Source organism: Micropruina sonneratiae (assembly GCF_025972045.1).
Classification (GTDB): Bacteria; Actinomycetota; Actinomycetes; order Propionibacteriales; family Propionibacteriaceae; genus Micropruina; species Micropruina sonneratiae.
Map to the genome: position 1 here is coordinate 352,313 of NZ_JAPDHX010000004.1, position 12,916 is coordinate 365,228.

Sequence of the window (12,916 nt, forward strand, 5' to 3'; positions counted from 1 at the left end):
CGGCACGGGGTGAGTTCTTGCTCGACCTCAGGAGCACACCCGTGGGCCCGGCCGCGCTCGCGCGGGCCGCCCGATTGGAGGCCTTCGGGCGCGGGTACGCTCAACGGCGTGCCGTCGCCCAAGACACTGCGGGTGCTGCTGGTCCGCCACGGACAGACCCCGACCACCGGCAAGCTGCTGCCGGGGCGTGCCCCCGGCCTGCACCTGTCGGATGCCGGCCGCGCCCAGGCCGAGACGGTGGCCGAGCGGCTCGAGCCGGTCGGGCTCGCCGCGGTTTACACCTCGCCACTTGAGCGGGCCCGCGAGACGGCCGAACCCACCGAGCGCCGCACCGGCCTGCCCGCCGTGGTTGAACCGGCCCTGCTCGAGTGCGACTTCGGCGACTGGACGGGCCAGGAGCTCACCGCCCTGTCAAGGCTCAAGCAGTGGCGCACCGTGCAGACCGCACCCTCCACCTTCCGCTTCCCCGGCGGGGAGAGCTTCGTCGAACTGCAGGTGCGGATGATCGCGCTGATGGAGCGCCTGCGTCGCGAGCACGCCGGCCACACGGTGGCCTGCTTCTCGCACGCCGACCCGATCAAAGCACTGCTCACCCACGCCGTCGGCACCCACCTCGACCACTTTCAACGCATCGATGTCGCAACCGGCTCGATCTCGGCGATCGACTGGCCCGCCCGCGGCGCCCCGGTGGTGCGCACGGTCAACTCCGTCCAGGGTCCACCCGCGTGACCTCGGCGGACGACCGCGAAGCCCTACTCAGCGAGGGCGAGATCGCGCTCGTCGGCAGGGTCGCCGACAGCAGCAACGCGACCTTCGTGGCCGAGGTGACCCGCGGCGACGACTACGCGTGGGCGATCTACAAGCCACTCTCCGGCGAACGCCCGCTGTGGGACTTCGAAGCCGGTCTCTACAAGCGCGAACGTGCCGCCTACCTCCTCGACACCGCCCTGCAATGGGACCTGGTGCCCGCCACGGTGATCCGCCGCGACGCCCCGCTGGGGGTGGGGTCGCTGCAGTGGTTCATCGAGCACGACCCGGCCGAGCACTACTTCACGCTGCTGCGCGAACACCCGGCCACCCACGACCGGCTGCGCCGGCTCGCGGTGTTCGACGTGATCGGCAACAACACCGACCGCAAGGGCGGCCACGTACTGCACGACGAGGACGGCGCGATCTGGGCGATCGACCACGGCCTGTGCTTCGCCGCCGAGTTCAAGCTGCGTACGGTCATCTGGGATTTCGCCGGCGACGCCATCGATCCCGACGTGCTGGACGCCATCGCCCCCCTCGCCGACGAGGTGCCGGACGCCGTCGCAGACCTGCTCACCCAGCGCGAGGTGCGGGCCATCAGGCGCCGCACCCAACGGCTGCTCGACTCCGGCCTCCTTCCCGCCGACGCGACCGGACGGGCTTGGCCCTGGCCGCTGGTGTGACCTGAATGGCTCCTTCCCAGGGATCTGGCACGCCTTGTATTGCGATGTAATGTTGTAATCACTGCAAGGAGGTAGTGATGGTTCCCAAGGGTTTCGGACGGCCAGGGGGTTGGCAGCAGGCCGACCTGCCGGCCGCGGACGACGCGCACGCCTGGTTCGCCGGCAGGCTGCCGGACGACTGGTTCCTCGAACTCGAGGTGTCGGTCGATCGCGAGGAGATCACGGTGATCGGCTCGATCCCCGACGAGGGTGTCGAGCCGGCCATGGCCGAGGGCCGCATCGCCCGGTTCCGGGAGGACACCCGCGAGCGCCGCATCGCCATCGCGCTGGAGGCCGAGAACCGGTACGCCCGCAAGGTGTCGTGGGGCGTCCGGCTGGGGGAGAAGTCGGCGATGTTCACCCACCTCGCGGTGCCGGTGATGACGAGGCTGCGGCAGCCTGAGCGTCAGGTACTCGACACCCTGGTGGACGCCGGCGTCGCCCGCTCGCGCTCCGAGGCGCTGGCCTGGGCGGTCAAGCTGGTCGGCCGGCACACCGAGAGTTGGTTGGCCGAGCTGCGCACCGCGATGGAAAAGGTGGACAAGCTGCGGGCCGAGGGGCCGACCGTCCAGCCCGACTGAACGCACCGGCCGGCAGGCTAGCCACGTGAACCCCTGCGACGGGGCGGCCGCGCTCCGCCGAGACAACCGAACCGGATCGCTCCGCTCCGGGATGCCCAGCGCCAAACCCGGCTGCCCCGCCCGGGGGGTATGTGCCCGCGCTGTACCGCGGTGGACCCTCCAGCCTGCCAGGCCGCTCCAAACGACTCCTGTCACCAGGAGCCGGCACCCGCCGACCCGATACGCCGGCGCGCACTGAGGTCGGTCAGCCGCCGGCGAAGGGCGGCAGCACATCCACCTGGGCGCTCGGCGCGACGAGTTCGCTCCGCTCCCGGACGGCGACACCGTCGACCAGCAGCGAGGACACCTTGAGCACCGCGGCCAGGCGCTCCCGGTCGGCGCCCAGCTGCTCGACCAGGTCGGCGGCCGTCACGCTGAAGTCGGCCTCGACGACCTCCTCGGTCACCCCGGCGGCCTCGGCGGCGCCGGCGAAGTAGCGGACCCTCATCTCATCCCCCGATCGCACTCATCGTCCGGGCCGGCTGCTCGAAGCCGGGTTCGCCGATACCGTGCGACGGCGCCTTCCGGCTCTGCGCGCCAGCCCACACCTGGGCCAGTTCCTCCTCGGACGCGCCGGCCCGCAACGGCGTCCGCAGATCGGTTTCGGTGCGCGAGAACAGGCAGGTGCGGATCTGCCCGTCGGCGGTGATCCGGGTGCGATCGCAGGCGCCGCAGAACGGTGCGGTGACGCTGGGGATGACCCCGATCAGCCCGCCGGGCTGGGTGTCGTCGGCGGCGACCCGCCACAGTTCGGCCGGTGCCGACCCGCGCTGTTCGGACGCCGGCGCGAGCCGGTACCGCTGCCCCAGCAGGGCCAGCAACTCGGCCTGGGTGACCATCTTCGACCGGTCCCATTCGTGCCGCGGTCCCAGCGGCATCTGTTCGATGTAGCGCAACTGGTAGCCGCGTTCGAGGCAGAACTGGGCGAGCGGCACCACGTCCGGTTCGTTGACCCCACGCATCACCACGCTGTTGACCTTCACCGGCAGCAGGCCGGCGGCCTCGGCGGCTGCCAGGCCGGCCAGCACGGCGTCCAGCCGGTCGCGGCGGGCCAGGGCGGCGTACCGGTCGCGATCCAGCGAATCGAGCGAGACGTTGACCCTGTCCAACCCCGCCTCGGCCAGGGCGTGAACGCGCTTGTCGAGGCCGATCCCGTTGGTGGTGAGCGACAGTTCGGGCGTCCCGCCGGTGCGGGTGCGCAGTCGCTTGGTGCCGGCCACGATGCGCTCCAGTGACCTGCGCAGCAGCGGCTCACCGCCGGTGAACCGGACCTTGGTGACCCCGAGCTGCTCGACGGCGACCCGCAGCACCCGGAGCACCTCGTCGTCGGTCAGCACCTCCTCGGTCGGGAACCACTCCAGACCGTCCGCGGGCATGCAGTAGGTGCAGCGCAGGTTGCAGCGGTCGGTCAGCGACACCCGTAGGTCGGTCGCGACCCGGCCGTGGGCATCGGCCAGCACCAACGGCGTCCGCACCCCAACAGTCATGACCGACAGGCTACGCGACACCGAGGACGCCCCGGACGGCCGATCTCCGGCCCTGGACCGACCCCACCCCCTCCCACCGCTCGCCTAACTACCGAGCGCTGGGAGGGGGTGGCGGCCTAGATCCCGATGTCCTCGAGCAGGTCGGTGACCAAGGCGGCGATCGGCGAGCGCTCCGAGCGGGTCAGCGTGACGTGGGCGAACAGCGGATGCCCCTTCAGCTTCTCGACCACGGCGACGACGCCGTCGTGGCGGCCGACCCGCAGGTTGTCGCGCTGGGCAACGTCGTGGGTGAGCACGACCCGGGAGTTCTGGCCGATGCGCGAGAGCACGGTGAGCAGCACGTTGCGTTCCAGCGACTGCGCCTCGTCGACGATCACGAACGCGTCGTGCAGCGACCGGCCGCGGATGTGGGTCAGCGGCAGCACCTCAAGCATGTCCCGGGCGATCACCTCGTCGATCACGTTGCGGTTGGTCACCGAGCCGAGGGTGTCGAAGACCGCCTGCGCCCACGGCGACATCTTCTCGCCCTCGGTGCCGGGCAGGTAGCCGAGCTCCTGGCCGCCGACCGCGTACAGCGGTCGGAACACGATCACCTTGGAGTGCTGCTGCCGCTCGAGCACCGATTCGAGCCCGGCGCACAGCGCCAGCGCCGACTTGCCGGTGCCCGCCCTGCCGCCCAGCGACACGATGCCGACGGTCGGGTCGAGCAGCAGGTCGAGCGCCACCCGCTGTTCCGCCGAACGGCCATGGATGCCGAAACAGTCCCGGTCACCGCGGACCAGCTTCACCGAGCCGTCCGGGAGCACACGGCCGAGCGCCGTCGAGTTCGCGCCGTGCAGCACCACACCGCTGTGGCAGGGCAGGTCGACGGCCTCGGGCACCACGGCCGTGCCGGCCGCGTACAGCGCCTCGATGCCGGCCTTCGCGACCTCGACCTCGGCCATCCCGGTCCAGCCGGTGTCCGAGGGCAGTTCGTACCGGTACTCCTCCGCCGCGAGTCCGACCGCGGACGCCTTCACCCGCAGCGGCACGTCCTTGCTGACGAGCACCACGTCGCGGCCCTCGGCGGAGTAGTTCAACGCGACGGCGAGGATGCGGGAGTCGTTGTCGCCCAGCCGGAAACCGTGCGGCAGCACGGTCTGATCGGAGTGGTTGAGTTCCACGTGCAGGGTGCCGCCGGCGTCGTTGACCGCGATCGGCAGGTCGAGGCGTCCGTTCGCGATCCGCAACTCGTCGAGGTACCGCAGCGCCGTGCGCGCGAAGTAGCCGAGCTCGGGATGGTTGCGTTTCGCCTCGAGTTCGGTGACCACGACGATCGGCACGATCACCTCGTGCTCGTCGAAGTTGCGCAGGGCGTGCGGATCGCTGAGCAGCACGGAGGTGTCGATCACGTAGCTGCGCACGGCGGTGGCGGCTGCGGTCTCGGCGACCCGGGGAGAACTGCTGGCTGTACGGGGCACGAGCTGTCCTGTCCTGAGGCCGCACGCTGCACCGACGCCGGCCTCACGCGATGTGATCAGCCGGGAAGTGCTGGCCCTGGTGCAGGCCCGCGGGTTCGACCCGTGAGAGCCAAACGACGCATTCGTTCCTCCTGGACGGCCAGGTCGATGGCCGTGTCTGCACTGTAAGCCTGAGCCCGAGCCGAACCCCGGCCGCGGACCCGCGCGTGTCGCCCTTCGTCACGCAACGTTCACCCGCCGGGGTGGGACGCCCCGGCGGATCGGCGGCGGGGCTGAACCCGTCCTGGGTGACGATGACCGGCATGGCTGCGCATCCCTGAAGATCGCGACCGCGGTGGCCGGCCTGGTCGGCTGCGCCGCCTGCGCGCACGCTGAGCGGTCAGACCGCGACCCTCGCCACCGACGGCAAACAGCGCTGGTTCGGGCCGGGCTGGTACCGGCTCGGCAGGTGCGACATGACCAGGCTGTAGCCGGCGGCGAAGAGCGAGACGGACGCCCCGCGCCGGCCACCTGTCGTCGGCAACCTCCCTAGACTGCGGCGCATGACGCTTCCGGAACGCCTGATCCTGCCCACCACTCCTCTGGCTCCCGAACGGTCCCAGGTGCGCGGCGAGACGTACCGGATCACGGTGCTGACCGACTCGCTGTTCCGGTTGGAGTACTCCTCGACCGGCCAGTTCGAGGACCGTGCCACCCAGACCGTCATCAACCGCGCGTTCGAGCCGGTGCCGTTCACGGTGAACACCACCAAGCACGGCATCGAGATCGTCACCGACACCGTCCAGCTCAGCTACGACGAGGCGCCGTTCAGCCCCGGCGGCCTGTACGCGCATCTGGTCGGCGGCACCGGACACCGGCGCACCTGGCGCTACGGCGAGCGCCAGCAGCTGTGGGGTGGCGGCGACTCGAACTTGGGCGGCACGGCGCGCACCCTCGACGAGGTGGACGGCCCGACCGACCTCGAGGACGGTGTCCTGGGCCTGCTGGGCTCGGCGGTGCTGGACGACAGCACGACGATGGCCCTGGACTCCGACGGCTGGGTGGCGGCGCGGGTGCCGGGCAACACCGACGTCTACCTGTTCGCCCACGGCGAGCGGTACATCGACGCCCTGAACGACTTCCACCGCCTGACCGGGCCGCAGCCGCTGCTGCCCCGGTGGGCGCTGGGCAACTGGTGGAGCCGCTACCACCCCTACACCGCCGCCGAGTACCAGGCGCTGATCGAACGGTTCGAGGCGGAGCGGATCCCGTTCAGCGTTGCCGTGCTCGACATGGACTGGCACCTGGTCGACGTCCCGCCCGAATACGGCACCGGCTGGACCGGCTACACGTGGAACCGCGAGCTGTTCCCCGACCCGGAGGGGTTCACCAGCTGGCTGCACGAGCACGGCCTGAAGGTGTCGCTCAACGTGCACCCGGCCGACGGCGTCCGGGCCTTCGAGGAGCCGTACCGGCGGATGGCGCAGGCGATGGGCATCGACCCGGCCACCGAGCAACCGGTCGACTTCGACATCGCCGACCCGGACTTCCTGGTCAACTACCTCGAGCAGGTGCACCACCCGCTGGAGGACGCCGGGGTCGACTTCTGGTGGCTAGACTGGCAGCAGGGCACCCACACCGCGGTGGCCGGCCTCGACCCGTTGTGGCTGCTGAACCACTTCCACTACCTCGACAGCGCGCGCAAGGGCCGCCGTCCGATCACGTTCTCGCGCTACGCCGGGCCGGGGTCGCACCGCTACCCGGTCGGGTTCTCCGGCGACACGATCAACTCGTGGGCCAGCCTGGACTTCCAGCCGCGGTTCACCAACACCGCCGCCAACATCGGCTTCGGCTGGTGGAGCCACGACATCGGCGGCCACATGTTCGGCCACCGTAACAACGAACTCGTCACCCGCTGGTACCAGTACGGCGCGTTCGCCCCGATCAACCGGCTGCACTCCACGCTGAGCCCGTTCATGGGCAAGGAGCCGTGGAACTTCCCCGCCGAGCACGCCGCGGTGATGGTCGACTACCTGCGGTTGCGGCACCGGCTGCTGCCCTACCTGTACACGATGAACGAGCACACCCACCGGACGAACGAGTCGCTGTGCCGTCCGCTGTACCACGCCGACCCGGCCGGCGACCTGTACTCGCAGCGCGGCTACGGCTACCGCAACACCTACCTGTTCGGGACCGAGCTGTTGGTCGCGCCGATCACCTCGCCCGCCGATCGTGGGACGGGGCTGGCCGCGGTGACCACGTGGCTGCCCGCCGGCGGCTGGACCGACTTCTTCACCGGGTTGCGCTACACCGGCGAAGGGATCGTCCACCTGCACCGGCGGCTGGGCGACTACCCCGTCCTCGCCCGCGACGGGGCGATCGTGCCGCTGAGCGCCGACGGCGAGTTCGGCATCGGCAACCCGACCGCGTTCGAGGTGCACGTGTTCCCGGGTGCCGACGGCGCGTTCACCCTGTACGAGGACGACGACGCGGCCGAGCCGCGCGCCGTGCGGACGCCGTTGAGCTGGGACGACGCCGCGGCCACGTTCACCATCGGCGCGGCACAGGGAGCGGCCGAGGTGGTGCCGGCGCAGCGCAGCTGGACGCTGGTGCTGCACGGCGTGGACGGCGCCGCCGCGGAGGGCGCGACGATCCGGCCGGGCTCCACGGGGGTGCGGGTCGAGCTGGGCGACGTCGCCACGGCGTCCGGTGTGGTGGCGCGGGTGACCGGCCTGACCCGCGGCGGGCCGACGAAGCGGGAACGGGCCTTCGAGCTGCTGCGCGGCGTGCAGGGCGAGTACATGCTCACCGAACGGATCTGGCACTCGATCGAGCGTCCGGGCGACGTGACCGAGGTGATCCGCCGCCTGGAGGGCCTCGACTTCCCCGACCCGCTGCGCGCTGCCCTGTACGAGATCCTGCTCGCTGAGGACTGAGATCCCGCGGCAAACCCGTGACGACGGGGATTCGTCATCCCGGCGGACGCCGGGATCCCGGGGCGAGGGCGTCCGGCTAGCGGCCGAAGCGGCGCTCGCGCTGGGCGTAGGAGCGCAGGGCGCGGAAGAAGTCGACCCGACGGAAGTCGGGCCACAACGCCTCGTGGAAGTAGAACTCGCTGTGCGCCGACTGCCAGATCAGGAAGCCGGAGAGGCGCTGCTCTCCCGAGGTGCGGATGACCAGGTCGGGGTCGGGCTGGCCGGCGGTGTAGAGGTGATCGGCGATCTGGTCGATCTCGAGGGTGCGGGAGAGCTCGTCCAGGCTGGTGCCCTTGGCCGCCTCGGCGGCCAGCAGCGAGCGGAAGGCGTCCCGCAGCTCGTGGCGTCCGCCGTAGGAGACGGCCACATTGACCTGCATGCCCTCGCGGCCCTCGGTCTGGGCGGACGCCTCACGCAGCCGGTCCGCCATCGCGGCCGGCAGCAGGTCGAGGTCACCCAGGATGCGGACCCGCCAGCGCCCGTCCGTGGCTAGGTCGACGACGAGGTCCTCGATCGCCTGCAGCAGCGGCGCGAACTCGTGATCGCCGGAGCGGTCCAGGTTCTCGGTCGACAGCACCCAAAGGGTGACCGTCGGGATGCCCACCTCCTCGCACCAGGTGACGAACTCCTTGAGCTTGCCCGCGCCGGCGTCGTAACCGACGGCGACCGGCTCGGAGGGTGCGTTGCGGCGGGCCCAGCGGCGGTTGCCGTCCGCCATGACCGCGACGTGCCGGGGCAGCCGTTCGGGGGTGAGCTGGGAGCGCAGCCGTCGCTCGTAGGTGCGGTAGAGCAGCCCGGTGGGGTCGAGGGCACCGAGCGCTCTGGCGATGCGGGTGCCCCACTCCATGGGGGTCACAATAGCGGGGCGGAGAGGCTCACCTGGGCGCCAGGTTGCGCAGTTTCTCGCCGGCCAGCAGCCGCTGCAGGTTGTCGGTGATGAACTCCTTGGTGTGCAGCGGGCGGCCACCGGCGTTGTGCGGCGTGAGGATGGTGTGCGGCGCGTCCCACAACCGCGAATCGGCGGGCAGCGGCTCGATCTGCATGACGTCCAGCGCCGCACCGCCGAGGGTGCCGGCCTCGAGCGCGTCGACCAGGGCGTCCTCGTCGATCGCGACGCCGCGGCCGACGTTGACCACCCACGCGTAGTCGGGCAGCAGTGCGAGTCGCTCGGCGTTGACCACGTTGGTGGTCTCCGGGCTCTTGGGCAGCACCAGCACCAGCACGTCGGTCTGCGGCAGCAGCTCGTCCACCTGATCGGTGGCCACCACCGGGAAGCCGCCGCGCTCGCCGGCGCTGCGCGCCACCCCGGTGACGGACGCCCCGAAGGCCGCGAACCGGGTGGCGCAGGTCTGTCCGATCGAACCGAAGCCCCAGATGGTCACCCGCGAGCCGATCAGGGTGGTCAGCGTCACGCCGTCGTGCAGCGGCTTGAAACCGCTCAGTTCGGACGCCCAGCGATGCTCCCGCTGGGCGGCGGCGGCCTCGGGCAGCTGCCGCAGCCCGGCCAGGGTGAGCGCGATGGTGTGCTCGGCGACCGTCTCGTCGTGGAATCCGCGGCCCGTGGTGACCTGGACCGAGGTGGGGAAGCCGGCGGCCAGCACCGGGTCGGGGCCGGCGGTCAGGGTCTGGATCCAGCGCAGGTTCGGGGCGGCGAGCAGTTGCTCGATGATCGGCGACGCGAACCCCCACACCACGGCGGCGTCCGCGGCCAGGTGGGCGTCGGTGAGGTCGGCGTCCGGGTCGTAGGAGAGGACGTCCACCCCCTCTACCGGATCGAGTTCGAAGGGGGCGTCGGTGGGAACGATGAGCAACATGCCCCCCACTGTGGCACTCAGCCGAGGGTGACCAGCGCGATCGCCACGAAATGGCAGATCGCGGCGACGATCGTGCAGGCGTGGAAGATCTCGTGGTAGCCGAAGTAGCGCGGCGACGGGTCGGGCTTCTTGAGCGCGTAGACCACGGCGCCGCCGCTGTAGACGAAGCCGCCCAGCGCGATCAGCACGAACACCGGCAGTGACGCGTTGGCCCAGAACTCGCCGATCCAGCCCAGCGCGGCCCAGCCCATCAGCAGGTACAGCGCGGTGTGCAGCCAGCGCGGTGAGTGGATCCAGACCAGGTTGAAGAAGACGCCGGCCGCGGCGGTCGCCCAGACCAGGACCAGCAGCAGGGTGCGGCTGCCGGGGCTGAGCAGCATCAGCGCCAGCGGGGTGTACGAGGCGGCGATGAACACGAAGATGTTGGCGTGGTCGAGCCGGCGCAGCATCAGCTGGGTGCGTTCGCCCCAGGTGCCGCGGTGGTAGGTGGCGCTGACCCCGAACAGTTCGACCGCGGCGAGCAGCCACACCGCGCCACCGATCCGGCCGGTCACGGTGGGGGCCAGCACGATCAGCACCAGCCCGGCCAGGAAGGCGATCGGGGTCATCGCCAGGTGCAGCCAGCCCCGCATCAGCGGCTTGAGCGGGAGCGGGACGTCGGTGTGCTCCATCGGTCGTCCTAGGGTCGAAGTCACATACCTACGGTAACGTAACTTACGGTTGCGTATCAAACTTCGGGGCTGTCAACCCCCTGTGCATCCCATCCCGTCATGGCCGCCTGCGAGGTGGGTCCAGATCAGGCACCGAACTCGGTGCCCGATGTGGACGGACCTCTCCGGCCCTGAATCAGAGCCGCTGCCACAACGCCTTGCGGAGCGCCTTCACCTCGGTGGCGGGCTCGAAACAGACCGTGCCACGGCACACGTAGGCCGTGGTGGCGCCATCGCGGGCCTCGCGATCGTCGAAGTGGTGGGCGAAGCCGCCGGTGCCGACCGGTCCGGCCAGCAGCGCCGTGCCCGCGGGAGCCATCCTGGCCGCCGCCGAAGCGAGTTCCTCGATGGGGCTCGGGTCGTCGGGGGTGACCAGCACGGCAACGGCCGGTGCCAGCCGGTTCGCGGCCTGGTCGGCGATCAGGATGTCGGCGAACGCCCAGCCGGCGAACCGGGGCGCGGCCTCGACCATGCCGTGCAGGGTCGCGGCGGCGGCGTCCGCCCGTGCGCCGAAGTCGGCCCGGTCGGCCAGCAGCCCGACCAGTCGCAGCGCCGCCACCAGGCACGCCGTGCCCGACGGGGTCGGGTTGTCGGAGGTGTCGCGGGCGCGGGCGAAGGGCTGCGGACCCTGCGCCTCACCGCCGTCGACGGCAGCCGCCGGTTCGTCGGGAGCGTCGAAGAAGCCGCCGTCGGGGGCGGTGAACAGCTCCAGTGCCCGCTCCAACAGCAGCACCGCCCGGTCGAGCCAGCGCGCGTCCCCGGTCGCGCCGGCCAGCCGCGCGAAGCCGAGCGCCAGGGCCCCGTGGTCCTCGGCCATGGCGGGCGAGTCGCCGACGTGCCCGTCCAGGCTCGTGCGGCGCAGCCGGTCAGCGCTCCACTGCCCCCAGGACGCCTCGGCCGCCGCGCGGGCCAGATCGAGCCAGGCCGGCTCGCCGAACACCAGCGCCGCATTGACCAGCGAGTCGATCGCGAAGCCGTTCCAGGCCGCGACCAGCTTGTCGTCGCGGGCCGGCACGAAGCGGGTGGAGCGGGCGGCGCGCAGCCGCTCGATCACGCCGTCCAGCCGGCCCCGATCGGGCGTCCCGCGCAGCTGCAGGGTGGACAGGCCGTGTTCGAAGGTGCCGCGTTCGGTGACGTGGAACACGCCGCAGGCCCAGTCGGCGTCCGCCTCACCGAGCGCGTCGGCGAGCAGGGCCGGCGACCACGCGTAGTAGATGCCCTCGTGCACCGTGCCGGTGATGTCGGCGGAGTCGGCGTCCAGGCTGGCGGCGAACCCGCCGCCGTCGAGCTGCAGGTCGTCGGCCAGGAAGCCGACGATGCCGCGCGCTGCCCGCTCGAACAGTTGCCGCAGGCCCTGGTCGTGGTCGGCGGTGCGGCACCAGCCGCGGGTGTAGCTGCCCAGCAGCAGCGCGTTGTCGTACAGCATCTTCTCGAAGTGCGGCACCACCCAGCCGGCGTCGACGCTGTAGCGGTGAAAGCCGCCGCCGAGCTGGTCGTGGATGCCGCCGCGGGCCATCGCCTCCAGGGTGCGCTGGGCGAGGTCGAGCGAGGCGGGCTCGCCGGTGACGAGCAGGGCGTCCAGCACGCCCGGCGTGGGGAACTTGGGCGCCCGGCCGAATCCGCCGTGCACCGCGTCGAAGTCGGCCGACAGCTTCTCGTGCAGGGCGGCCAGATCGATGCGCTCGGGGGCGGGCAGGGCGCCGAACTCGTTGCTGACGTGGGCGACGATGGCGTCCGCGCTGGTCAGCACCTCGTCGCGGCGCGTCGTCCAGGCCTCGGCCAGGGCGGTGACGACCTGGGTGAACGACGGCATGCCACCGGCCGGCTGCGGCGGGTAGTAGGTGCCGGCGAAGAACGGCCGCCCGTCCGGGGTGAGGAAGACCGTCATCGGCCAGCCGCCCTGGCCGGTGAGCGCCTGGGTTGCCTTCATGTAGACGGCGTCGACGTCGGGACGTTCCTCGCGGTCGACCTTGATCGCGACGAAATGCTCGTTGACCAGGGCCGCGGCCGCGGCGTCCTCAAAGGACTCGTGGGCCATCACGTGACACCAGTGGCAGGCGGCGTAGCCGACGCTCAACAGCACCGGGACGTCGCGGCGCCGGGCCTCGTCGAACGCCTCGGCGCTCCACGGCCACCAGTCGACCGGGTTGTCGGCATGCTGCCGCAGATAGGGGCTGGACGCCCCGTCGAGTCGGTTCGTCACCGGTCGGCGGACTCGTCGGCGCCCGGGCGGGCATCGCGCGGCGGTACCGAGATCTTGCGGATCTCGCGGCGCATGCTCAGGTACAGGCAGAACATCACCACACCGATCCCGAACACCATCACCAGGGGGAACCAGCTCGCTTCGGCCAGGTCGAACAGCACCATGCTCGGAGCCTACCCGCAGCGCCCGGGACGCC

At 71.4% G+C, this 12,916-nt stretch carries 12 protein-coding genes; 4 read left to right on the forward strand and 8 right to left on the reverse strand.

What is annotated here, in order from left to right; genetic code table 11:
• Nucleotides 1-108: 108 nt before the first annotated feature.
• From OIE40_RS12630 to OIE40_RS12640, 3 genes are all read left to right on the forward strand, one after another.
• Nucleotides 109-729, forward strand: coding sequence for a histidine phosphatase family protein (locus OIE40_RS12630; RefSeq protein ID WP_264702784.1), 621 nt, complete (start codon nucleotides 109-111; stop codon nucleotides 727-729).
• Nucleotides 726-1,433: an SCO1664 family protein gene (locus OIE40_RS12635; RefSeq protein WP_264702786.1), complete on the forward strand. Its 708-nt coding sequence runs from the start codon at nucleotides 726-728 to the stop codon at nucleotides 1,431-1,433. Before OIE40_RS12630 ends, OIE40_RS12635 begins: the two co-directional genes overlap by 4 nt.
• 77 nt (nucleotides 1,434-1,510) lie before the next feature.
• Nucleotides 1,511-2,053 carry a hypothetical protein gene (locus OIE40_RS12640; protein ID WP_264702788.1) on the forward strand — a complete coding sequence of 181 codons (543 nt, stop codon included), beginning with the start codon at nucleotides 1,511-1,513 and terminating at the stop codon, nucleotides 2,051-2,053.
• A 244-nt stretch (nucleotides 2,054-2,297) separates the two neighbouring features.
• Here the strand turns inward: OIE40_RS12640 and OIE40_RS12645 are convergent, their stop codons facing one another.
• From OIE40_RS12645 to phoH2, 3 genes are all read right to left on the reverse strand, one after another.
• A complete protein-coding gene (locus tag OIE40_RS12645) occupies nucleotides 2,298-2,540 on the reverse strand; it encodes a MoaD/ThiS family protein (protein ID WP_264702790.1) in 243 nt (80 codons plus the stop codon).
• Between the two features lies 1 nt (nucleotide 2,541).
• Nucleotides 2,542-3,579, reverse strand: coding sequence for a GTP 3',8-cyclase MoaA (gene moaA, locus OIE40_RS12650; protein WP_264702792.1), 1,038 nt, complete (start codon nucleotides 3,577-3,579; stop codon nucleotides 2,542-2,544).
• 116 nt (nucleotides 3,580-3,695) lie between these two features.
• Complete coding sequence (gene phoH2 / locus OIE40_RS12655; RefSeq protein ID WP_264702794.1) at nucleotides 3,696-5,039, reverse strand: RNA 5'-3' helicase PhoH2; 1,344 nt, start codon at nucleotides 5,037-5,039, stop codon at nucleotides 3,696-3,698.
• Between the two features lie 542 nt (nucleotides 5,040-5,581).
• On the opposite strand from phoH2, the gene OIE40_RS12660 reads away from it, so the two are divergent.
• Nucleotides 5,582-7,954: a glycoside hydrolase family 31 protein gene (locus OIE40_RS12660; RefSeq protein WP_264702796.1), complete on the forward strand. Its 2,373-nt coding sequence runs from the start codon at nucleotides 5,582-5,584 to the stop codon at nucleotides 7,952-7,954.
• 76 nt (nucleotides 7,955-8,030) lie between these two features.
• Here OIE40_RS12660 and OIE40_RS12665 read toward each other — a convergent pair whose 3' ends face one another.
• The 5 genes from OIE40_RS12665 to OIE40_RS12685 form a co-directional block, all read right to left on the reverse strand.
• Complete coding sequence (locus tag OIE40_RS12665; protein ID WP_413774496.1) at nucleotides 8,031-8,840, reverse strand: isoprenyl transferase; 810 nt, start codon at nucleotides 8,838-8,840, stop codon at nucleotides 8,031-8,033.
• 28 nt (nucleotides 8,841-8,868) lie between these two features.
• Nucleotides 8,869-9,807 (reverse strand): NAD(P)-dependent oxidoreductase, encoded by a 939-nt coding sequence (locus tag OIE40_RS12670; RefSeq protein WP_264702799.1) that lies wholly within the window; start codon nucleotides 9,805-9,807, stop codon nucleotides 8,869-8,871.
• A 17-nt stretch (nucleotides 9,808-9,824) separates the two neighbouring features.
• Nucleotides 9,825-10,478 (reverse strand): PAQR family membrane homeostasis protein TrhA, encoded by a 654-nt coding sequence (trhA, locus tag OIE40_RS12675; protein WP_264702800.1) that lies wholly within the window; start codon nucleotides 10,476-10,478, stop codon nucleotides 9,825-9,827.
• Between the two features lie 175 nt (nucleotides 10,479-10,653).
• Nucleotides 10,654-12,720, reverse strand: a complete 2,067-nt coding sequence (locus OIE40_RS12680) for a thioredoxin domain-containing protein (RefSeq protein WP_264702801.1) — start codon at nucleotides 12,718-12,720, stop codon at nucleotides 10,654-10,656.
• Nucleotides 12,717-12,884 carry a hypothetical protein gene (locus OIE40_RS12685; RefSeq protein ID WP_264702802.1) on the reverse strand — a complete coding sequence of 56 codons (168 nt, stop codon included), beginning with the start codon at nucleotides 12,882-12,884 and terminating at the stop codon, nucleotides 12,717-12,719. The genes OIE40_RS12680 and OIE40_RS12685 overlap by 4 nt, the downstream gene beginning before the upstream one ends.
• Nucleotides 12,885-12,916 lie beyond the last annotated feature (32 nt).

What these genes read in the sequence shown, in the direction of transcription:
- OIE40_RS12640 (WP_264702788.1), top strand. Translation starts at nt 1,511, where the DNA reads ATGGTTCCCAAGGGTTTCGGACGGCCAGGGGGTTGGCAGCAGGCCGAC.
- OIE40_RS12645 (WP_264702790.1), bottom strand. Translation starts at nt 2,540, where the DNA reads ATGAGGGTCCGCTACTTCGCCGGCGCCGCCGAGGCCGCCGGGGTGACC.
- moaA (WP_264702792.1), bottom strand. Translation starts at nt 3,579, where the DNA reads ATGACTGTTGGGGTGCGGACGCCGTTGGTGCTGGCCGATGCCCACGGC.
- OIE40_RS12660 (WP_264702796.1), top strand. Translation starts at nt 5,582, where the DNA reads ATGACGCTTCCGGAACGCCTGATCCTGCCCACCACTCCTCTGGCTCCC.
- OIE40_RS12665 (WP_413774496.1), bottom strand. Translation starts at nt 8,840, where the DNA reads ATGGAGTGGGGCACCCGCATCGCCAGAGCGCTCGGTGCCCTCGACCCC.
- OIE40_RS12670 (WP_264702799.1), bottom strand. Translation starts at nt 9,807, where the DNA reads ATGTTGCTCATCGTTCCCACCGACGCCCCCTTCGAACTCGATCCGGTA.
- trhA (WP_264702800.1), bottom strand. Translation starts at nt 10,478, where the DNA reads ATGGAGCACACCGACGTCCCGCTCCCGCTCAAGCCGCTGATGCGGGGC.
- OIE40_RS12685 (WP_264702802.1), bottom strand. Translation starts at nt 12,884, where the DNA reads ATGGTGCTGTTCGACCTGGCCGAAGCGAGCTGGTTCCCCCTGGTGATG.